Annotated in this window: 18 protein-coding genes; all 18 read left to right on the forward strand. The window is 56.2% G+C overall.

What is annotated here, in order from left to right:
- The first annotated feature begins 26 nt into the window (after nucleotides 1-26).
- The 18 genes from ACK2JC_RS17215 to ACK2JC_RS17300 all read left to right on the forward strand — a co-directional run bounded on the left by ACK2JC_RS17215 (nucleotide 27) and on the right by ACK2JC_RS17300 (nucleotide 19,365).
- Nucleotides 27-1,097 carry a tripartite tricarboxylate transporter substrate binding protein gene (locus tag ACK2JC_RS17215; protein WP_320937125.1) on the forward strand — a complete coding sequence of 357 codons (1,071 nt, stop codon included), beginning with the start codon at nucleotides 27-29 and terminating at the stop codon, nucleotides 1,095-1,097.
- Nucleotides 1,098-1,122: 25 nt separating this feature from the next.
- On the forward strand, nucleotides 1,123-1,611 hold the full coding sequence (locus ACK2JC_RS17220) for a tripartite tricarboxylate transporter TctB family protein (protein WP_107434209.1): 489 nt from the start codon (nucleotides 1,123-1,125) through the stop codon (nucleotides 1,609-1,611).
- 13 nt (nucleotides 1,612-1,624) lie between these two features.
- On the forward strand, nucleotides 1,625-2,104 hold the full coding sequence (locus ACK2JC_RS17225) for a tripartite tricarboxylate transporter permease (RefSeq protein ID WP_320938267.1): 480 nt from the start codon (nucleotides 1,625-1,627) through the stop codon (nucleotides 2,102-2,104).
- On the forward strand, nucleotides 2,034-3,143 hold the full coding sequence (locus ACK2JC_RS17230; RefSeq protein ID WP_320938266.1) for a tripartite tricarboxylate transporter permease: 1,110 nt from the start codon (nucleotides 2,034-2,036) through the stop codon (nucleotides 3,141-3,143). The genes ACK2JC_RS17225 and ACK2JC_RS17230 overlap by 71 nt, the downstream gene beginning before the upstream one ends.
- Before the next feature lie 209 nt (nucleotides 3,144-3,352).
- Entirely contained in the window at nucleotides 3,353-3,832 is a 480-nt protein-coding gene (locus ACK2JC_RS17235) for an RNA polymerase sigma factor (protein ID WP_092363952.1), read from the forward strand.
- Nucleotides 3,829-4,830 carry a DUF4825 domain-containing protein gene (locus ACK2JC_RS17240; RefSeq protein ID WP_107434211.1) on the forward strand — a complete coding sequence of 334 codons (1,002 nt, stop codon included), beginning with the start codon at nucleotides 3,829-3,831 and terminating at the stop codon, nucleotides 4,828-4,830. The genes ACK2JC_RS17235 and ACK2JC_RS17240 overlap by 4 nt, the downstream gene beginning before the upstream one ends.
- A gap of 229 nt (nucleotides 4,831-5,059) precedes the next feature.
- Nucleotides 5,060-5,704, forward strand: a complete 645-nt coding sequence (locus tag ACK2JC_RS17245; RefSeq protein ID WP_233460766.1) for a transcriptional regulator — start codon at nucleotides 5,060-5,062, stop codon at nucleotides 5,702-5,704.
- 118 nt (nucleotides 5,705-5,822) lie between these two features.
- Nucleotides 5,823-6,719, forward strand: a complete 897-nt coding sequence (rfbA, locus tag ACK2JC_RS17250; RefSeq protein WP_107434380.1) for a glucose-1-phosphate thymidylyltransferase RfbA — start codon at nucleotides 5,823-5,825, stop codon at nucleotides 6,717-6,719.
- Nucleotides 6,720-6,759: 40 nt separating this feature from the next.
- Nucleotides 6,760-7,782, forward strand: a complete 1,023-nt coding sequence (gene rfbB, locus ACK2JC_RS17255) for a dTDP-glucose 4,6-dehydratase (protein ID WP_007706374.1) — start codon at nucleotides 6,760-6,762, stop codon at nucleotides 7,780-7,782.
- Nucleotides 7,783-7,866: 84 nt separating this feature from the next.
- Nucleotides 7,867-8,724, forward strand: coding sequence for a dTDP-4-dehydrorhamnose reductase (rfbD, locus tag ACK2JC_RS17260; protein ID WP_092363964.1), 858 nt, complete (start codon nucleotides 7,867-7,869; stop codon nucleotides 8,722-8,724).
- Between the two features lie 45 nt (nucleotides 8,725-8,769).
- A complete protein-coding gene (gene glmM / locus ACK2JC_RS17265; RefSeq protein ID WP_276853725.1) occupies nucleotides 8,770-10,122 on the forward strand; it encodes a phosphoglucosamine mutase in 1,353 nt (450 codons plus the stop codon).
- Between the two features lie 461 nt (nucleotides 10,123-10,583).
- Entirely contained in the window at nucleotides 10,584-12,251 is a 1,668-nt protein-coding gene (gene leuA, locus ACK2JC_RS17270) for a 2-isopropylmalate synthase (protein ID WP_333684134.1), read from the forward strand.
- A 255-nt stretch (nucleotides 12,252-12,506) separates the two neighbouring features.
- Nucleotides 12,507-13,436: a phosphotriesterase-related protein gene (locus ACK2JC_RS17275; RefSeq protein ID WP_320937103.1), complete on the forward strand. Its 930-nt coding sequence runs from the start codon at nucleotides 12,507-12,509 to the stop codon at nucleotides 13,434-13,436.
- Between the two features lie 30 nt (nucleotides 13,437-13,466).
- Nucleotides 13,467-16,481, forward strand: a complete 3,015-nt coding sequence (locus tag ACK2JC_RS17280; protein WP_320937104.1) for a sigma 54-interacting transcriptional regulator — start codon at nucleotides 13,467-13,469, stop codon at nucleotides 16,479-16,481.
- 139 nt (nucleotides 16,482-16,620) lie between these two features.
- On the forward strand, nucleotides 16,621-17,268 hold the full coding sequence (locus ACK2JC_RS17285) for a bifunctional 4-hydroxy-2-oxoglutarate aldolase/2-dehydro-3-deoxy-phosphogluconate aldolase (protein WP_320937105.1): 648 nt from the start codon (nucleotides 16,621-16,623) through the stop codon (nucleotides 17,266-17,268).
- A 5-nt stretch (nucleotides 17,269-17,273) separates the two neighbouring features.
- Nucleotides 17,274-17,735, forward strand: a complete 462-nt coding sequence (locus tag ACK2JC_RS17290; RefSeq protein ID WP_276950119.1) for a PTS sugar transporter subunit IIA — start codon at nucleotides 17,274-17,276, stop codon at nucleotides 17,733-17,735.
- Between the two features lie 2 nt (nucleotides 17,736-17,737).
- Complete coding sequence (locus tag ACK2JC_RS17295) at nucleotides 17,738-18,028, forward strand: PTS sugar transporter subunit IIB (protein ID WP_024736342.1); 291 nt, start codon at nucleotides 17,738-17,740, stop codon at nucleotides 18,026-18,028.
- 62 nt (nucleotides 18,029-18,090) lie between these two features.
- A complete protein-coding gene (locus tag ACK2JC_RS17300) occupies nucleotides 18,091-19,365 on the forward strand; it encodes a PTS galactitol transporter subunit IIC (protein ID WP_092363987.1) in 1,275 nt (424 codons plus the stop codon).
- Nucleotides 19,366-19,390: the final 25 nt, after the last annotated feature.

A 19,390-nucleotide genomic window follows, 5' to 3' on the forward strand; every position in this document is an offset into this window, starting at 1 on the left:
AATCTATATAATGATGGAGGGACAAAATGAAAAAGAGATTTTTAACCGGATTTTTAGCTGCTGCTCTGTGTCTGTCCGCTGTCGGCTGTGGTTCAGCTTCTGCTCCCGCAGGCGATACGGCAAAAGCAGGAAATGAGAGCGCAAAAGAAACAGAGGGAACTGCAAAAGAAGCGGGGGAGAAAGCAGCGGATGTGAGTTGGCCTGACGGCAATGTAAACCTGATTGTCGCTGCGGCAGCCGGAGGCGGCACGGACCTGGTTGCACGGAAAGTTGCCGAAATTGCTAAAAAGGAAACCGGAGCCAATTTTATCGTAGTGAACCAGGCGGAGGGCGGCGGCGCAGTTGCCATTGATACCGTTTATCAGGACGACGAGGACGCCTTGAATTTAGGCTTTTTCATTCCGTCCTTCTTCACCAGCTACATAACAGGCGCGGTTGATATGAATCCTCTGGACGACTTTAAAGTCGCCAACTATGTGAACCGTGAGAGCTGCGCGTACATCTGCGTGAAGGCCGACTCCAAGTACAAGACCATGGAGGAACTGCTGGCCGACGCCCGCAAGAATCCTGAAGCTATCGTGTTTGGCACCAGCCTTGGTTCCAGATCCCATTTCAGAGTTGAAGAGTTTGCACAGGCAGCCGGCGTGAAGTTCAAGTATGTGGAGGCGGGCAAGACTGCCGAGGCCATTTCCGCAATTCTGGGCGGACATATCGAAGTGACCTCCCTCAGCGCATCCTCAGCGGAAAGTTACGCAAAGAACGGCGATATCCGCATTCTGGCATGTTCCGACGAACCGATCACCAGAAGCGAGATTAATCAGGATGCCCCCACATATGCGCAGATGGGGTATACGGACCTGAAATGTCTGGACCCCGTGCTGATTGTCACCAGCAAAAACGTTCCGGACGAAGTGGTTGTGAAGATCAATGAAGTTATGGTGAAGGTTTTCTCTGATCCTGAGCTGAAGGACTATATGCTCAAGGAAGGAACCATCATTGATCCCTTTGATTTTGCCAAGAGCCAGGAATGGTACAAAGACACCTTCAATATTTATGATTCCGTGGGCGAGACCCTTGGCGTCAAGGCAGCACGATAAACGATTACACTGACAGGGGGGCCATATGAAACTCAATAAAGATCATTATCTCTCTCTATTTTATATTGGATTAGGCGCGCTGATCCTATATTTTACATCCAGGATCACGTCTCTGTTTACGGTAGCCACAAATGATACGGGACCGAAATTTTTCCCGACTCTTTGCGGGATCGGCATTATTCTTTGCGGAATCGGAAAATTTCTGACGTCCGCAAAGAGCAACCCCAAAACGTTTCTTCCGAATAAGAGAGACTACATACGGTTGGCTGGATTATGGGCGCTCCTGGTTGTTTATGTGCTTTCGGTAAAGTACCTTGGTTACATTTTTTCATCCCTGGTATTGATGTTCGTGATGACGACGCTTCTGGCCGACACAAAGAAGCTGAACGTCTGGCACAGGATTCTGTTTGCCATACTGATGGTGGCTTTGACCTACGTGCTTTTCTCCTATGTCATTAAAATTCCTCTTCCGCAGGGGAAATGGATCAAAACGCTGTTAAAGGCCGTCGGCTGAGAGGGGGATTACCATGATATTACAGGCTTTAACTACATATTTTACATTGCAGAATGTGTGCTTGGCTCTCGGTGGAAATATCATCGGCCTGATATTCGGCGCAATTCCCGGACTGACAGGCAGCATGGCGTTAGCTCTGTTCCTCCCGGTTTCCTTTATTATGCCGGGGTACACGGGACTGATTTTCCTGGGCAGCATGTACATTGGCGGAACCTCCGGCGGACTGTTCGGTTCGATCCTGACGGGAATTCCGGGTACTACCGCCTCCATTGCCACGGTCTATGACGGTTACCCCATGACGCAGAAGGGCGAGGCGACGAAAGCGCTTGGCATCGCGATTCTTTCGTCCGCCATCGGTTCCATCGGAGGTATCCTGGTGGGCGATGTTCTTCTGCCCCATTATTTCGAAAGTCGCCCTGCTTATGGGGCCCTGGGAGTATTTCAGTCTGTGCTTCTGCGCGATTGTGCTGGTTGTAACCATTTCCAAGGATGATATGTGGAACGGACTGGTCGCAGCGTTTTTGGGAGTCATCCTCTCCTGCGTGGGCTTCTCGCCCATCGACGGTGGAAAACGGTTTAATTTCGGCATTCACCTTTTGTTGGGCGGAATCAATACCACCTGCCTGATGCTGGGAATATTCGCGCTGAGCACGGTTGTCGTAAACTACGCAAAACACAAAAATGTGAATCCGCCGGTTGAACCGTGCAATTTCAAGGGGCTCGGCGTATCCTTAAAAGAGTTTATCGAGAAAAAGGTCCTGATTATACGGTCCTTCCTGGTGGGCGTCTGGATTGGCTTCCTGCCCGGCATGGGGCCCGGCCTCTCCAATCAGGTATCGTACGCCATGGCAAAGAGCGCTTCAAAGGAACCGGAGACCTTCGGTCACGGCAATCCGGAGGGCGTCTACGCTGCAGAGGTTTCGAACAACGCGTCCATCGGCGGCGCAATCATTCCGATGATCACCCTGGGAATCCCGGGGGATACGCCTACAACGCTGATTTTGAGCGCGCTCATCGTGTTCGGCCTGGAGCCCGGCCCTCTGCTGATGCGGACCTCCTCGGACTATGTGTACCTGTTTTTTATCACGCTTTTGCTGGGAGCCATCCTTTCCCTGACCTTCTCCTTCTGCGGACTGAGAGTATTCCCGAAGATTTTGTCGATTCCCTATCATTATCTGTATACCGGAATCGTGCTCTTCTGCTTCACCGGAGCGTATTCTCTGTCCAATAACATTGATTCCCTGATGCTCTGCGTGTTCATCAGCCTGCTCGGTATTTTCTTCTCATTTTCAGGGCTGAACCGGGCGCCGTTCCTTCTCGGTTTCATTCTGGGCCCCATGCTGGAGAGCAACCTGAGAAAGGGACTCACCTACACAGAATACGGCTTTGGCTATTTCTTCATGAGACCCGCCTCCTGCGTGTTCCTGGTCATCGCCATTCTGAGCCTGTTCTGGCCCTTTGTCAGAGAGCGGCTTGAGAGCAAAAAGGCAAAACCGGCGGCAGCCGATCTGGACGATGTTGAGCAGGAGTGACAGACCTGCCCCTGTAAGCTGAATACATTTAAATTCCGACTCCATGAGAGACCGGACCTGCGGGTATCCGGACGCTCATGGAGTTTGTTTGTCTCATAAATAGGTTGCGCACCCGCCCCTGCGGGTGTAAAATAATAAAAATTTTTCATTTTCCCTGTAACGAAACGCCGATTCGGGATACTAATTAACAGAAGGGAGGAAAAGCGCATATGGATTCCATGGAACAGATCTATTTGGAGCACGCGAGGACCGTATATGGCTTTCTCTTGACCCGAACCGGAAACCCGGACCTTGCCGAGGAGCTGACTCAGGAAACGTTTTACCAGGCGGTAAAGCATGTGGACCGGTATGAGGGAAAAAGCAGCGTTTCCACATGGCTCTGCGGCATCGCAAAGAATCTGTGGTACGGTTATCTCAAAAAACAGAAGAACCAGGCCAGCTTATCCGAGGCGGAGGAGATACCGGTGGACTCTGCGGAGACGGAGCTCTTTCGTGGCTGGGAGAACCTTCAGGTCCTGCGGATGATCCACAGGCTGGAGGATCCTATGCGGGAAGTGATCTATCTGCGCCTGATCGGCAATCTTTCCTTCGCGCAGATTGGGGAGATTATGGAGAGAAGTGAGAACTGGGCGAGAGTGACCTATTATCGCGGCAAGGAGAAAGTGATGAAGGAGGCGGAGAAATTATGAAACAGAATATTCCCTGTGAATTGATCCGGGACCTGCTGCCTTTGTATGTGGACGGCCTTACGTCGGAGGCGTCAAACCGGGAGATAAAGGAACATCTGGAAACCTGCGGCTCGTGCCGGGAGCGGTATGAGCGCATGAAGCGGGAGCTGGAGGGCGAGGGAATCGCTGCGCTGGCAGAGGAGACGCGGGAGATCGACTATCTGAAGAAGGTGAGAAGGCGCGGCCTGCGGAAAATGCTTCTGACGGCGGCGGGTATACTGGCCGCGGTGGCTCTGGCAATTTTTGTAAAATTGTTTGTAATTGGATTTCCGGTGGATTCTTACCTGATTACCTACATGGATGTGTATGAGGACACGGTGCGCGTCGGCGGCGTGTTTTACGGCTCCGCGCAGTGCTACAGCCGCTACCGGCTGGCGGAGCAGAAGGACGGAACGCAGAAGCTGGTGATTTACGGCACTCTGCCGTCCCCATGGAACCGGGACGGCGCGTTTAACCTGGAGGCAGAGCTGCCGGAGCCGGGCGGGGCCCTGGAGATCGGAGGTGCCCGAATTTTAAGCGACGGGACCGTGATCAGCAAGCTGGCCGGGGACCTCTACCGGGCGAAAAATCCCTATATCGGAGACGCCTCGGCGGACGGACGGCTGGCTGGGGCGCTGGGCATCGGGGCCGGACTGGGCAGCTATCAAAATCAGCTGCAGACGTCAAAGGAGCCTTACGGGTGGACGTTTCACTTTGAGGACGGCGTGTCCAACTCCGCTGTGTTTGAGGAGCAGATGGAGCGTTATGCCTGCGTGCTGCTGGCGCTTACGGGCAATCTGGGGGAAGTGAGCTGGAGTTATACCGTGGAAACGGAGAGCGGGCCGGTGAAACGGGAGCGCACCGTCACGGAACAGGAGTGCGAAAAACGCCTGGGCGCGCCGGTCAAGTCCTTCGGGGAGAGTCCTGAGCGGGTGCAGGAAATGTTAAATATACTGGGGTTGGAGCGGCCGGGGATGTAGCGGGCCGCCGGTGAATCAAGTGGGGATCAAAACGATGCGGAAAGCGGTCTGAGGCGCAAGCCAGGGCCGCTTTCCTGGGGATAAAGGGCCTGGGGGAGCGGAGCATACTTTGTCTGATCGTTATCTTTCGTTGTTTTTTGCCGCCGTGTATGTTAGAATTTTATGTAATATTGAGGCGACTTTTTAACATGGGTAAGCGGCGGACGCTTTACAGAGCGAGGAAATGAATATGCATGTGTTGTTAAAATCTTTGATTCCCATTGCGGAGACCATAGGGAAAACATTTGGAAACCGGTGCGAGGTGGTGTTGCACGACCTGACCATACCGGAGAAGTCGGTGGTGTACACGGTTAACGGGGACGTTACGGGCAGACGGGAGGGACAGACCTTTGACCGCCTGGTCCGCTCGGTGCTGCTGAACAAGAATTTTACACGGGATTACGCGGTCAATTATACCTTTGAGACGGAGGACGGCAGAAGGATCAAGTCCTCCTCCTCTCTGGTGCGGGACGAGGCGGGGGAAGTGGTTGGAGTGTTCTGCGTCAATTACGATATCACGTTTATGAAAACCCTGCACGATGAGCTGGAACTGTTTCTTCCGATGCAGGAGGACAGCTCGGTGATTTGCCCGGAGATGGCGGCCGACCAGGATGTGACCACCGTTGTGGACACCCTGATCGACAATATTGTCAGCGGCAGGAAAAAGCAGGGCCTGACCAAACAGGACAACCTGGAAATGATCCGGTTTATGGACGACAAGGGCATTTTCCTGGTCAAGGGGGCGATCGACAAGGTGGCCGCCTGCATGGGGCTTTCAAAAGTGACCATCTACGGGTATCTGGACACGGTCCGAGGCAAAAATGGAAAATCGTAATCCAAAATCTTAATTCTTCTTGAATTCCATCGAAAAAATCCGGACAAAGTTTGAAAATCCGGGGATAGTATGTTATATTGAACGAAGAAAATTTATGTGCCTTTACAAGGAGGAAAAAATGAAGGGGATCATATTAGCCGGTGGCAGCGGTACGAGACTGTACCCGCTGACCAAGGTGACATCGAAGCAGCTGCTTCCGATTTATGATAAGCCAATGATTTATTACCCGCTGTCCGTGCTGATGAACGCGGGCATCCGGGACATTCTGATTATCTCCACCCCCGACGACACGCCGCGGTTTGAGGCGCTGCTGGGTGATGGAAACCAGTTCGGCATCCGTTTGAGTTACGCCGTGCAGCCCAGTCCCGACGGTCTGGCCCAGGCGTTTATCATCGGCGAGGAGTTCATCGGGGATGACAGCGTGGCGATGGTGCTGGGAGACAACATTTTCCACGGCCAGGGGCTGGTGAAGCGCCTGAAGGCCGCCGCGGCCAAGGAGAAGGGCGCCACGGTGTTCGGCTACTATGTGGATGACCCTGAGCGCTTTGGCATCGTGGAGTTCGACAAGAACGGAAAGGCAGTCTCCATTGAGGAGAAGCCGGAGAAACCCAAGTCCAACTACTGTGTGACCGGCCTGTACTTTTACGACAACCGGGTGGTGGAGTACGCCAAGAACTTAAAGCCGTCGGCCCGCGGGGAGTTGGAGATCACGGATTTGAACCGCATCTACCTGGAGAACGGGGAGCTGGAGGTGACGCTTCTGGGCCAGGGCTTTACCTGGCTGGATACGGGAACCCATGAGTCCCTGGTGGAGGCCACCAATTTCGTGAAGACGGTGGAGACACACGAGCACCGCAAGATCGCCTGCCTGGAGGAGATCGGATACCTGCACGGATGGATCAGCAGGGAGCAGGTGCTGGAGGCCTACGAGGTGCTGAAAAAGAACCAGTACGGCAAGTATTTGAAGGACGTTCTGGACGGTAAATACGTGGACAAGCTGCATATGGCGCAGTGATATCCGGACAGTGATACAATGGAAAGACGGAGGGAATAACATGAAGGTTATCGTAACCGGCGGAGCCGGTTTTATCGGAAGCAATTTTGTACAGCACATGGTGAACAAGTATCCGGATTATGAGATTATCAACCTGGATCTTCTGACCTATGCAGGAAATCTGGAGAACTTAAAGCCGGTTGAGGACAAGCCAAACTATAAGTTTGTGAAGGGCGATATCGCGGACCGGGAGTTCATTTTCAAGCTGTTTGAGGACGAGAAGCCGGACGTGGTGGTAAACTTTGCGGCCGAGAGCCATGTGGACCGTTCCATCACCGATCCGGAGGCGTTTGTGCGCACCAACGTGATGGGAACCACCACGCTTTTGGACGCCTGCCGCACCTACGGAATCAAGCGTTATCATCAGGTGTCCACGGACGAGGTCTACGGGGACCTGCCCCTGGACCGCCCGGAGCTCTTCTTTACCGAGGAGACGCCCCTTCACACCTCCAGCCCCTATTCCTCCTCCAAGGCCAGCGCCGATTTGTTTGTGCTGGCGTACCACAGGACTTACGGGCTGCCGGTGACCGTATCCCGCTGCTCCAACAACTACGGACCTTACCATTTCCCGGAGAAGCTGATCCCCCTGATCATCAGCCGGGCTTTGGCCGATGAGGAGCTGCCGGTTTACGGCACCGGGGAGAATGTGCGCGACTGGCTGCATGTGGCCGACCACTGCGAGGCCATCGACCTGGTGATCCACAAGGGCCGCGAGGGCGAGGTGTACAACATCGGCGGACACAACGAGCGCACCAACCTGGAGGTTGTCAAGACGATACTGAAGGCCCTGGACAAGCCGGAGAGCCTGATCCGCTTTGTGACCGACCGCCCGGGACACGATATGCGGTACGCCATCGATCCGACTAAGATTGAGACGGAGCTGGGTTGGGAACCGAAGTATAACTTCGACAGCGGGATTCAGCAGACCATTCAGTGGTATCTGGACAATCAGGAGTGGTGGAAGAATATACTCAGCGGGGAATATAGCGGGTATTTTGATAAGATGTATGGGAATCGGTTGTAGGAATCTGCGCTCAGGCTTTGTGATTTCCGGGACAGAGCCGCAGTAGGCGGCGTGTAGAGCAATCGGGCAGGAGGTATGGTATTTATGAAAGTTTTAGTGACTGGCGCAAAAGGACAGCTGGGACAGGATCTGATGAACGAGTTTGCGAAGCGCGGAATCGAGGCCGTGGGAGTGGACGTGCAGGAGATGGATATCACGGACGCGGCAGCGGTTGACCGCGTCATGAAACAGGTTTCTCCAGACGCAGTGATCCACTGTGCTGCATATACTGCAGTAGACGCAGCGGAAGATAACCTGGAGCTGTGCCGCAAGATCAACGCGGAGGGCACCCGTAATATCGCCAGAGTCTGCAAAGAACTGGACAGCAAGCTGATGTACATCAGCACGGACTACGTGTTTAACGGCCAGGGCGAGCGCCCATGGGAGCCGGACGACCACCGGGAACCTTTAAATGTCTATGGGCTGACCAAGTACGAGGGTGAGATTGCGGTGGAGCAGGCGGTGAAGAAGTATTTTACCGTGCGCATCGCCTGGGTGTTCGGCTTAAACGGCAAGAACTTCATCAAAACCATGCTCCGGCTGGGCCGGGAGCGAGGAGCGGTCAGCGTGGTCGACGACCAGATCGGTTCCCCCACCTACACCTATGACCTGGCCAGGCTGCTGGTGGATATGATCCAGACCGAGCGCTACGGGCGCTACCACGCCACCAACGAGGGAATCTGCAGCTGGTACGAGTTCGCCTGTGAGATTTTCAAACAGGCCGGAATGGACCAGGTAAAGGTGACACCGGTGGATTCCGCCTCCTATCCGGCCAAGGCCAAGCGGCCGAGCAACAGCCGGATGAGCAAGGAAAAGCTGACGGAGAATGGATTTGAACGGCTTCCGGACTGGCAGGACGCTTTGAGCCGTTATCTGAAGGAGCTGGAAAAACAGGAAGCATAACGCTGCGGAGACGACAATAAAAGGGACAGGAAGGAAAGAGTGAGAATGGGAAAATATTTTGGTACCGATGGATTTCGCGGAGAGGCAAATGTGGACCTGACGGTGGAACACGCGTACAAGGTGGGCCGCTTTCTGGGTTGGTACTACGGACAGAAAAAGCCGGAGGAGCGCTGCCAGATCGTGATCGGCAAGGATACCCGGCGCAGCAGCTATATGTTTGAGTATTCCCTGGTGGCGGGACTTACCGCGTCCGGGGCGGACGTCTTTCTTCTGCACGTGACTACCACCCCCAGCGTTTCCTATGTGGTGCGCACCGAGGGTTTTAACTGCGGCATCATGATCTCTGCAAGCCATAATCCGTATTATGACAACGGCATCAAGGTGATCAACGAGCGCGGCGAGAAGCTGGAGGAGAGCGTGATCGAAGAGATCGAGAAGTACCTGGACGGCGAGATACCGGAAATTCCCCTGGCCCAGAAGGACCGCATCGGCCGCACCGTGGATTTCGCGGCGGGCCGGAACCGCTACATCGGCTATCTGATCTCCATCGCCACCCGCTCCTTCAAGAATAAGAAGGTGGCCCTGGACTGCGCCAACGGCAGCGCCTCCGCCATTGCCAAGAACGTGTTTGACGCTCTGGGCGCGGAGACTCACGTGATGAACAACAGCCCCAACGGCCTGAACATCAACACGGACTGCGGCTCCACCCATATTGAACACCTTCAGAAATTCGTGCTCCAGGAGGGCTGCGACGTGGGCTTCGCCTACGACGGCGACGCGGACCGCTGCATCGCGGTGGACGAGAACGGAAACGTGGTGGACGGCGACAGTATTCTTTACATCTGCGGAAAGTACATGAAGGAGCAGGGAACCCTGTACAAGAACACGGTGGTGACTACCATCATGTCCAACTTTGGCCTTTACAAGGCCTTTGACCGGGAGGGCATCTCCTACGAGAAAACGGCCGTGGGCGACAAGTACGTGTACGAGAATATGGCAAATACCGGCAACTGCCTGGGCGGCGAGCAGTCGGGCCACATCATTTTCAGCAAGCACGCCACCACCGGGGACGGCATTCTGACCTCCCTCAAGGTGATGGAGGTGATGCTGGAGAAGAAGGAATCCCTGGCAAAGCTGGCCTCCGAGGTGGAGATTTATCCCCAGGTCCTGAAAAATGTCCGGGTCAAGGACAAAAAGGCGGCCCAGGACGACGCTGCCGTTCAGGCCGAGGTGGCGAAGGTGGCGGAAAGCCTGGGCGGCGAGGGACGGATTCTGCTGCGCCAGTCCGGCACCGAGCCGGTGGTCCGGGTGATGGTGGAAGCGCCGGATCTGGATACCTGTGGGAACTATGTGGACCAGGTCATCGAGGTGATGAAGGCTCAGGGCCACTGCCTGTAATGGGGCGGCATGAGTTGTCAGAGAACCAAAAACAGGCCCGGAACCGGCGTGAAATGGCGTTTTTTCGCGCACCGGCATAAGATGTGGGAATATTTACTATAACCATTGGGAATGTTGAAATGAAAACCGTTTACTTGCCAGTTATGGACTGCTGTGGTATAATAAGTTAACGTTGCAGCAAAGAGGTCCAATGGGATCCCGGAGATTTTGCGCTCCGGGATCTTTTAATTGTATGTAATGGGCCGCTGGCGCAGCCAGCGGGCGATTGCAAATTCTTTGGGCGGCGATTTTTAAGAAAAAGGAATGATGAAGGATGGGGCTGAACCAGTAAGAGTATTGCTGTTCATCGTCAGACATTACGGTGTGATCGAGCGACTGCCCGTACCGGGCTGAGGACGAAGTGAATTGGCAGGACCGTGTGACGAACCGACAACCGTAAAAGATGAATGGAGGAAACAAGTATGTTGAATTATAAGAGATATAAGCGTATACCCGTAGTGAATTTCCCGGAGCGTACCTGGCCGGACAAGGAGATCGAAAAAGCGCCTGTATGGTGCAGCGTGGACTTGCGTGACGGCAACCAGGCTCTGGTGGAGCCCATGGTGGTGGAGGAGAAGGTGGAGATGTTCAACCTTCTGGTGAAGCTGGGCTTTAAGGAGATCGAGGTGGGTTTCCCGGCGGCGTCCCAGATCGAGTATGATTTTCTGCGCACTCTGGTGGACCGCAAGCTGATCCCCGACGACGTTGAGATTCAGGTGCTGGTACAGTGCCGCGAGCATTTGATCAAGAGGACCTTTGAGGCCCTGGAGGGCATCAAGAAGGCCATTGTACATATTTACAATTCCACGTCCACCTTACAGCGGGACGTGGTGTTCCACAAGGATAAGGACGAGATCAAGGATATCGCCATCATCGGCACCAAGCTGGTGCAGCGCTATGCGGCGGAGTGCGACACCCAGGTGCGCCTGGAGTATTCCCCGGAGAGCTTTACCGGCACGGAGCTGGATTTTGCGCTGGATATCTGTACGGCGGTTCAGGAGACATGGGGCGCTACCAGGGAGAATCCCATTATCATCAACCTCCCGTCCACCGTTGAGATGACCACCCCCAATGTTTACGCGGATCAGATTGAGTGGATGAACACCCATTTCAAGAACCGCGACAGCATTATTTTGAGTATTCACCCCCACAACGACCGCGGCGAGGGCGTGGCTTCCACGGAGCTGGCGCTGCTTGCGGGCGCGGACCGGGTGGAGGGCACCCTGTTTGGCAACGGCGAGCGCACGGGCAACGTGGACATTCTGACCGTGGCCTACAACATGTTCTCCCAGGGCATCAACCCCGAGCTGAACATCGAGAACATCCGCGAAATCGCCGAGATTTACGAGCGCTGCACCAAGATGGACATTCCGCCCAGACATCCCTACGCGGGCAAGCTGGTGTTTACCGCGTTTTCCGGCTCCCACCAGGATGCCATCAACAAGGGCATGCAGGCGCTGCATGAGCGCGGCGGCGAGTTCTGGGAGGTTCCCTACCTGCCCATCGATCCCAGCGATATCGGCCGGGAGTACGAGCCCATCGTCAGGATCAACAGCCAGTCCGGCAAGGGCGGCGTAGCCTTCGTGATGGATACCTTCTACGGCTTCAAGCTGCCGAAGGGCATGCACAAGGAGTTCGCGGACGTGATCCAGAAGATTTCCGAGAAGCAGGGCGAGGTGGCCCCGGAGCAGATCATGGAGGCGTTCAAGAACGAGTATCTGGAGCGCAAGGAGCCCATGCACTTCCGCAAGTGCCGGATTACCGACACCGAGACGGGAGACGGCGAGTTTGCAACCCTGGCCAAGGTGGTCTACACCGACCACGGCATCGAGAAGACCTTCGAGGGCGTGGGAAACGGCCCCATCGATGCGATCCAGAGAGGCATGGAGGATGCCCTTGGAATCCAGATCAAGGTGATGGATTACAACGAGCACGCCCTGGCCGCCGGTTCCGGAGCCCAGGCTGCATCCTATATCCACCTGATCGACCAGGTGTCCGGCAAGACGACCTACGGCGTTGGCATCAGCTCCAACATTACGAGGGCGTCCATCCGCGGTATTTTCAGCGCGGTGAACCGGTTGTTTTATTGATTTTAAAAGAGAATAGGGGAACCGCTGCATGAGCTGCGGTTCCCGGAAACGAGATCCCCGAAACCGGATGATGGCGCTGGCCATAAAACGGTTCCGGGGATTTTTAACGCCTGCGGACAGGGGAAAAGGGAACAGACCGGACCGGGAGGGGAGATAAGGTTTTCTTGACAATCCTGTTTCAGACTCGTAAAATGAAGTTTATTAAGTTTTACAGGTTTATGTCAACGGCAGGAACAGCAAAAGAGGAGGGGGATTATGGATCAATATTATGCGATGACGGTGGACGGTCCGGTGGGAGAACGGGAGCTGGGCACCACATACGTGCACGAGCATTTGCTGGTAAAGCCCCAGAGCGATGACCCGAAATACCGGGATTACACGCTGGACGACCGGGATAAGTCAGCTCAGGAGAGCAGAGTGTTCTTCCAGGCAGGCGGGAGAACGCTGGTGGAGATGACACCCATTCACTATGGACGGGATGTGAGGGGGTACAGGGCCATTGCACGGGCGGCGCAGATTCAGGTGATCTGCACGACCGGTTTCCACAAAGAGGAGTTTATGCCGCCCTGGTTTGGGGACCGGTCGGAGGAAGATCTGTTTGAGCTGGTAAAACGCGAGGCGCTGGAGGGAATCGACGGAACGGATATCCGGCCTGGGGTGATCAAATTCGGAACCAGCTATGAGACCGTCACAAGGTTGGAGGAAAAGGCTATCCGGGTGGCGGCCCGGGCGCAGCGGGAGCTTGGCCTTCCCATCAGCACTCACTGCGACAAGGGAACCATGGGGCTGGAGCAGGCGGAGATTCTGAAATCGCTGGGGGTGGATCTCTCCCGGGTGCTTCTGTGCCACATCGACAGCCGGATGGATATTGAGTACGCGATGAAAATCTGCGAGTTGGGAGCGAATATCTGTCTGGATCACGTGGGGCGCGAGCTGGCGGACCGGGATCAGTTCCGGGTGGAGATGATCACCGAACTGGTGCGGGCCGGATTCGCAGGCCGGGTAACGCTGTCCGGGGACATGGGAAAGAAGGGGTATCTGCCGGCTTACGGCGGGAAACCCGGGCTGGCGTATATCCTTACGGATTTGCGCGGGGAGCTGATGAAATATATTTCCGGGGAGGATTTCCGGCGTTTGACAGTGGAAAATCCGGCCCGGATCTTTGCGGTATTCAAGAATCGGTGAGGGACAGGAAGCCGGACAGGGGGTGGAGGCATGGTAGAGAAACTGTTGGAGTTGATTGAGGGGGAGAATCCGCGCCGCCCATTTACGGATGAGGAACTGGCCGGGCGGATGAAGGTCCACCGGGAACGGATCATGGAACTGAGAATGCAGGCCGGTATTCCGGATTCACGGGAACGGCTGCGGCGGGCTTTGATTCCGGAGTTCCGGCAGCTGTCCGCCGCGAGGCCGGGGCTGTCGGAGCGGGCCATGACGGCGGCGCTCAATCAGATGGGGTACGAGGTTTCGCGGTATCTGGTAAAGCGCCTGCGGGAGGAACTTTCGCTGGAGAGGAGTGGAGATGCGTTGGGAAGCGGGGACACGCTCGGGGGCGGGGACACGCTTGGGATCAGGGGCCCGTTTGGAAGCGGGGACGCACCTGTAAGCGAAGCTGCACCCAGCGGCGCGAAATCTTCTGAGCGCGGGAAGTCCGCCCCCGGCAGGAGTGCGCGGGAGGGCGGCGAGGAGGACGTGTTCTGCGGTGTGATCGGGTTCGACGGGGGCCTGAAGAATCAGATCAACCAGGCCAAGGCCGCGGTGCTGTATCCGCCCAGTGGTTTAAATACCCTGATTATCGGCGCCTCGGGCAGCGGAAAAACCTTTCTGGCGGAGACCATGTACCGCTTTGCGCTGCAGAAGAAGGTGCTGGAAGCCGGGGCGCCGTTTGTTGTGTTTAACTGCGCCGATTACGCTGAGAATCCCCAGCTTTTGATTTCCCAGCTGTTCGGGTATGTGAAGGGCGCGTTCAGCGGGGCCAAGGAGAACAAGAGAGGGCTGGTGGAAGAGGCGGATGGTGGGATCCTGTTTCTGGATGAGGTTCACCGTCTGCCGAACGAGGGGCAGGAGCTGCTGTTTTACCTGCTGGATAAGGGGGAGTTCCGGCGTCTGGGAGACTCCGGGCCGCCCCGCAGGGTGAAGGTGAGAGTGATCGCGGCGACCACGGAGAACCCGGAGAGCTCGCTGCTTTTGACTTTCCGGCGCAGAATTCCCATGATTATCTCCATGCCGTGCTTAAAGGAGCGGCCCATTGAGGAGCGGTACGTGATCATCCGTACCTTTCTCGGGCGGGAGGCCCGTCAAATCCGGCGTCAGCTGGTGGTGGAGTGGCCGGTGGTGGCGGCTCTTCTGACCTATCCCTGCGGCGGCAACGTGGGACAGCTCAGGAGCGACATACAGGTATTGTGCGCGGAGGCGTTTCTGGCCAGCGTATCCATGGGCAGGCCAAAGGTGCGCATCAAGGCCGAACAGCTCAAAGGCGCATTGGAGGACAGCCGCGGGAGTTCCGGGGCCGTGAGCGCCAGAATTCCGGGTTTCGGCCGGGACCTGACCATCACTCCGGAGGGCGGCTCGGACGAGGGCATGGAGGCGGCGGACTGCGCGGAGGCGGAATCCCTGTATCAACTCATTGAAACGGCCTTTGAGGAGCTGGGCGGCCGGGAGATGGGGCAGGAGGAGGTACTGGAACAGGTTCAGAGCCGGATCAACCGCTATTTAAATCTGCCTGAGCCGGGGCAGGACTGTCCGTCCAAGACCTCGCTGGAGACTTTTGTGGAGAATATGGTGGACCGCAGGCTGGTCGAGGCCACAAGACGGGGGATTGACCTTGCAAAGCGGGAGTTTCCCCGCCTTCAGGACGACCTGTACAGCCTGCTGGCCATTCATCTGGAAGCGGTCTTAAACAACCTAAAGGCGGGCAGCTATTCCGCCAGTGCGGATACCGCCCGGATCCGGCGGGAGAATTCCCGCGAATACCAGGTGGCCCTGGCGATGGTGGCGCAGATTTCCAAAGAGCTGGACGCTGCAATCCCGGTGGAGGAGGCGGCGCGGATCACCGTGTATCTGAAAACCTTCCGCTCCAGAATCCAGTCCAGGCCCAAACGGATCCGCGTGATCATTCTGACCCACGGGCAGGTAGGGGTGTCCATGGCGGAGGTGGTAAACGCTGTGATGGATATGGATTTGGCAGTGGGGGTCGCCATGGGGCTGACCGAGTCCTACCAGGTGGCTTTAAAACGGGTGATCGAGCTGGCCGGGGTGGTGGATGAGGGGAAGGGGATTCTGCTGCTGGTGGATATGGGCTCCCTGACGGAGATCGGGGACGCCGTGATGGAGAAAACCGGGATTCCCGTCCGCTCCATCGCCAGGGTGGACACGCTGATGGCATTGGACGCGGTGCGCAGGGCCAGCCTGGAGGACGCCAGCCTGGACGAGGTGGCGCAGGCGATCCGGTGGTCCCAGGGCTTTCCTGCTGAGCCGGCTCGCACCGGCGAGGGATTGAAACCGGCGCTGATCACGGTGTGCCTGACCGGCGAGGGAAATGCCAGGAGGCTGAAGGGCTATCTGGAGAGCAGCGTGTTAAACGCCAGCGACGATATCGCCATCTTTGAGATCGGACTTTTGAACGCGCAGAGGCAGCGGGAAGAGATCGACCGAATCCGGCGGGAGTACCACATTCTGGCCATCACCGGGACTATGGACCCCGAGGTTCCGGGTATCCCCTTTTATCCCATGGGGTATGTGTTCAGCAGCCAGGGGCTTCTGGCTCTCATGGGGCTGATCAGCGAGTACCAGGGCCAGAAAACGTCCCTGATCGATGTGGTGCGGCCGGAATTGATTCTCTTTGAGCCGGAGCCCACAATCACAAAGAATGAGATTATCGACGGGCTCTGCGCCTCCATGGAGACGGCGGGGGCGGTAACCGACGGTTTTCTGCTCAGCGTGTACAAGCGGGAGATGATGGGCAGTACCTGTATGACCCAGGAGAAGATTGCGGTTCCCCATGGGGACAGCGCCTTTGTCACAAAACCTGCCATAGCCGTGGCAAAACTGGCCAAACCGGTTGTGTGGTCGGAAGATAATGTGGCAGATTTAGTTTTCCTCTTCGCATTTGACAATAGCTGTAGAAAATATGCAGAAAAATTTTCTCAGCTGACAGAGGAAAAACAACGTATTTCCAATATCCGCGGGGCGCGGAGCAAGGAAGAAATCCTCAAATACCTGAATTTCTGACAAAATCTGCCGAAACCTGGCATGGATCTTGCATTAAAAATAGGCATAGCGGAAAACGCTAGGCCTATTTTTAATTTGAATGCAATGGGCTGCCGGCATTACCTGCGGCGGTTGTTTGCAGAGAGGAGGGATTCAGGGGATGAGAACGACGGTTGCGGATTTTTCAAAGATAACCTGCATCCTCAGAGGTTATACGGCTCAGGAAACGCGGTTGATTTTGGAGGTGTTGAAAGACAGCGGCATCCGCAGCGTGGAGATCACCATGAACACGGAGGGCGCCCTGTCCATGATCAGCGAGGCGGTGGAGCGCTTCGGCGATTCGCTCAGCATCGGGGCGGGAACCGTGCTCACCATGGAACAGCTTCACGATGTGGTTGCCGCCGGAGCAGATTTCGTGTTGTCGCCGGTTATGTTTACCCGGGAGATGCTGGACTACTGCCGGGAGCGGAAGGTGATTGCGGTTCCGGCCGCGTTTACGCCCAGCGAGATATACGCCCAGCTGACAGGGGGAGCTGATATTGTGAAGGTATTTCCCGCGGTTACCGTGGGGCCGTCCTATTTCAGGCAGCTGGCAGGCCCGCTGGGATCGCTGCCGCTTATGGCGGTGGGAGGCGTGAACGCAGAGAACGCGCGGGAGTTTATAAAGAACGGCTGTCCGTTTCTGGGGATCGGCTCCGGCATGTTCCGGCGCGGGGATGTGAGCCGTGGGGACGCGGACCGTCTGCGGGCGGATGTGGAGGCGTTTGAAACGGCGGTGAGACTGCCGCCCGTGGAAGGGAGAGGATAGAGGGAATGGTTCTTGCAGATTTGATAACGGAAAATCTGGTCCTGCTTGGAGTTGAGGCCGGGACCAAGGAGGAAGCGCTGAAACAGACATCCGCCCGGCTGATGGAACAGGGCTACGTGAAGGAGACATTTTACAGCGCCCTTTTGGAGCGGGAGGCAGAGTACCCCACGGGGCTGGCTCTTCCGGCCTGTGACATTGCGATTCCCCACGTGTCGCCGGAACATGTGAAACGGTCCGGAATCGCGGTGGCAGTGCTGAAAAATGCCGTGAAGTTCAGGCGGGTGGACGACCCGGAAGCGGATGCAAAGGTGAAGATCATCTTCAACATTGCGCTGGACCGGAATGGAAAGCAGGTGGAGGTGCTTCAGAAGCTGATGGAATTCATCAGCGACGAGGCCGTGCTTGGGAGCATCCTGCGGGCAAAGTCCGCAGAGGATATCATCCGATTAGTGGGAAAGGTGGTTTGAAAATGAAAAAAATTTTAGTTTGCTGCGGTTCATCCATGATCACGTCGACGCTGGCGTTAAACAAGATCAAGAATTTTATGGCCCAGGAGCACATCGACGTACAGTTTGTACAGTGTAAATTTTCCGAGGTGCCGGCCCGGGTGGCAGCCGAGCATCCGGACGTGATTGTGCCAACCGGTATGCTCAATGAGAGCGCTGCCGGCGGCGTTCCCATTGTGAAGGGGACCTGTTTTATTACCGGCATCGGCGCGGACCAGGCGCTGCGGCAGATCAAGGAAGTTTTGACAAAGTAGCGGGCAGTCAGGAGAGGGATGGGATGCCGTTTGAAACGCGGCGTATATGAGGAGGTATAAGAATGCAAGTAGTAATCGACGGTTTAAACTGGATCAGCGGATTGGGGCCAATGTGTATGATGCCGATTATCATGTTTGTGATCGGCGTGTGCCTGAGGCAGAAAATGGGCGTTTTGCTGCGCTCCTGCCTGATGACCGGCGTTGGCTTTGCCGGCGTCAACATGACCATCAACTTTTTCATTGCCCAGGTGGCGCCTGCCGTGCAGATGATGGTGCAGCGCTGGGGACTTCACACGGACATCATGGACGTGGGCTGGCCGGCCAGAGCAGCCGCCACCTGGTCCTTCCCCATGGCGGCGGTCATCGTGTTCCTGGTACTGGCGGTGAACGTGATCATGCTGGCGGTGAAGGCAACCAACTGCGTGATGGTGGATTTCTGGTCCTACAACCATTTTATTTTCACCGCGGCGCTGGTGTGGTATGCCAGCAACAGCATCCCGGTGGCCATGGTGGCCGGTGTTCTGGACGCGGCGATCACTTTTAAGCTGGCAGACTGGACGCAGCCCATCTGCGAGGAGGCATTCGGCCTGCCGGGCGTTTCCTTCCCCACCAGCAACAGCATTTGCTGGGCGCCGCTGGCGTGCCTGTTAAACAAGATTTACGACAGGATTCCCGGTCTGAACCGCCTGAACGCGGACCCGGAGAGTATCCAGAAACGCTTCGGCGTGCTGGGCGAGCCCATGGCGGTCGGCACGGTAATCGGACTGCTGATTGCCATTCTGGCAGGCGAGCCGGTCGATAAGTGCCTGATTGTGGCCATGTCCACCGCCACCGCAATGGTGATCACCCCCAAGATGATGCAGATTCTGATGGAAGGCCTGCTGCCTTTTGCGGACGGCGTCAAGGAAGTGCTCAACAAACGTTTTGAGGGCAACAAGTTCCACATCGGCATCGACGCGGCCCTGACCATTGCCAACCCGTCCTGTATCGCGGTCGGTATTCTCATGGTGCCAACCACCATTATTCTGGCAATGGCGCTTCCGGGCAACCGCCTGCTTCCGCTGTCCGACATCGCTTACATCGGCATGTGGCTGGCGGCATGGCCGGTAGCTTTCGGCAAAGGCAACCTGGTGCGGGCTTATTTGTCCACGGTGATCTTTACGGTTATGCTTCTTCTGATCGCCACCGCCATGGCGGGAGCCCATACCCAGCTTGCCATCACCGGCGGCTTCCAGATGGGCAGCGGAATGGAGCTGGTATCCACCGAGGACGCCGGAACCCATCTGATCAGCTATATCATGTCCCTGATCGGCCGTCTGATCGGAAACGTATTCTAATGGGGTAAGGCTGAAGGAGTGTGCA

The sequence above is a fragment of the Enterocloster lavalensis genome (assembly GCF_046603895.1).
Taxonomy (GTDB): domain Bacteria; phylum Bacillota; class Clostridia; order Lachnospirales; family Lachnospiraceae; genus Enterocloster; species Enterocloster lavalensis.

Coding starts and splice junctions, on each gene's coding strand:
- rfbD (WP_092363964.1), top strand. CDS start 7,867: ATGAAAGTTTTAGTGACTGGCGCAAAAGGACAGCTGGGACAGGATCTG.
- ACK2JC_RS17230 (WP_320938266.1), top strand. CDS start 2,034: ATGGGGCCCTGGGAGTATTTCAGTCTGTGCTTCTGCGCGATTGTGCTG.
- ACK2JC_RS17245 (WP_233460766.1), top strand. CDS start 5,060: ATGCATGTGTTGTTAAAATCTTTGATTCCCATTGCGGAGACCATAGGG.
- ACK2JC_RS17280 (WP_320937104.1), top strand. CDS start 13,467: ATGGTAGAGAAACTGTTGGAGTTGATTGAGGGGGAGAATCCGCGCCGC.
- rfbA (WP_107434380.1), top strand. CDS start 5,823: ATGAAGGGGATCATATTAGCCGGTGGCAGCGGTACGAGACTGTACCCG.
- rfbB (WP_007706374.1), top strand. CDS start 6,760: ATGAAGGTTATCGTAACCGGCGGAGCCGGTTTTATCGGAAGCAATTTT.
- ACK2JC_RS17240 (WP_107434211.1), top strand. CDS start 3,829: ATGAAACAGAATATTCCCTGTGAATTGATCCGGGACCTGCTGCCTTTG.
- ACK2JC_RS17235 (WP_092363952.1), top strand. CDS start 3,353: ATGGATTCCATGGAACAGATCTATTTGGAGCACGCGAGGACCGTATAT.
- leuA (WP_333684134.1), top strand. CDS start 10,584: ATGTTGAATTATAAGAGATATAAGCGTATACCCGTAGTGAATTTCCCG.
- ACK2JC_RS17225 (WP_320938267.1), top strand. CDS start 1,625: ATGATATTACAGGCTTTAACTACATATTTTACATTGCAGAATGTGTGC.
- glmM (WP_276853725.1), top strand. CDS start 8,770: ATGGGAAAATATTTTGGTACCGATGGATTTCGCGGAGAGGCAAATGTG.
- ACK2JC_RS17220 (WP_107434209.1), top strand. CDS start 1,123: ATGAAACTCAATAAAGATCATTATCTCTCTCTATTTTATATTGGATTA.
- ACK2JC_RS17275 (WP_320937103.1), top strand. CDS start 12,507: ATGGATCAATATTATGCGATGACGGTGGACGGTCCGGTGGGAGAACGG.
- ACK2JC_RS17300 (WP_092363987.1), top strand. CDS start 18,091: ATGCAAGTAGTAATCGACGGTTTAAACTGGATCAGCGGATTGGGGCCA.
- ACK2JC_RS17295 (WP_024736342.1), top strand. CDS start 17,738: ATGAAAAAAATTTTAGTTTGCTGCGGTTCATCCATGATCACGTCGACG.
- ACK2JC_RS17290 (WP_276950119.1), top strand. CDS start 17,274: ATGGTTCTTGCAGATTTGATAACGGAAAATCTGGTCCTGCTTGGAGTT.
- ACK2JC_RS17215 (WP_320937125.1), top strand. CDS start 27: ATGAAAAAGAGATTTTTAACCGGATTTTTAGCTGCTGCTCTGTGTCTG.
- ACK2JC_RS17285 (WP_320937105.1), top strand. CDS start 16,621: ATGAGAACGACGGTTGCGGATTTTTCAAAGATAACCTGCATCCTCAGA.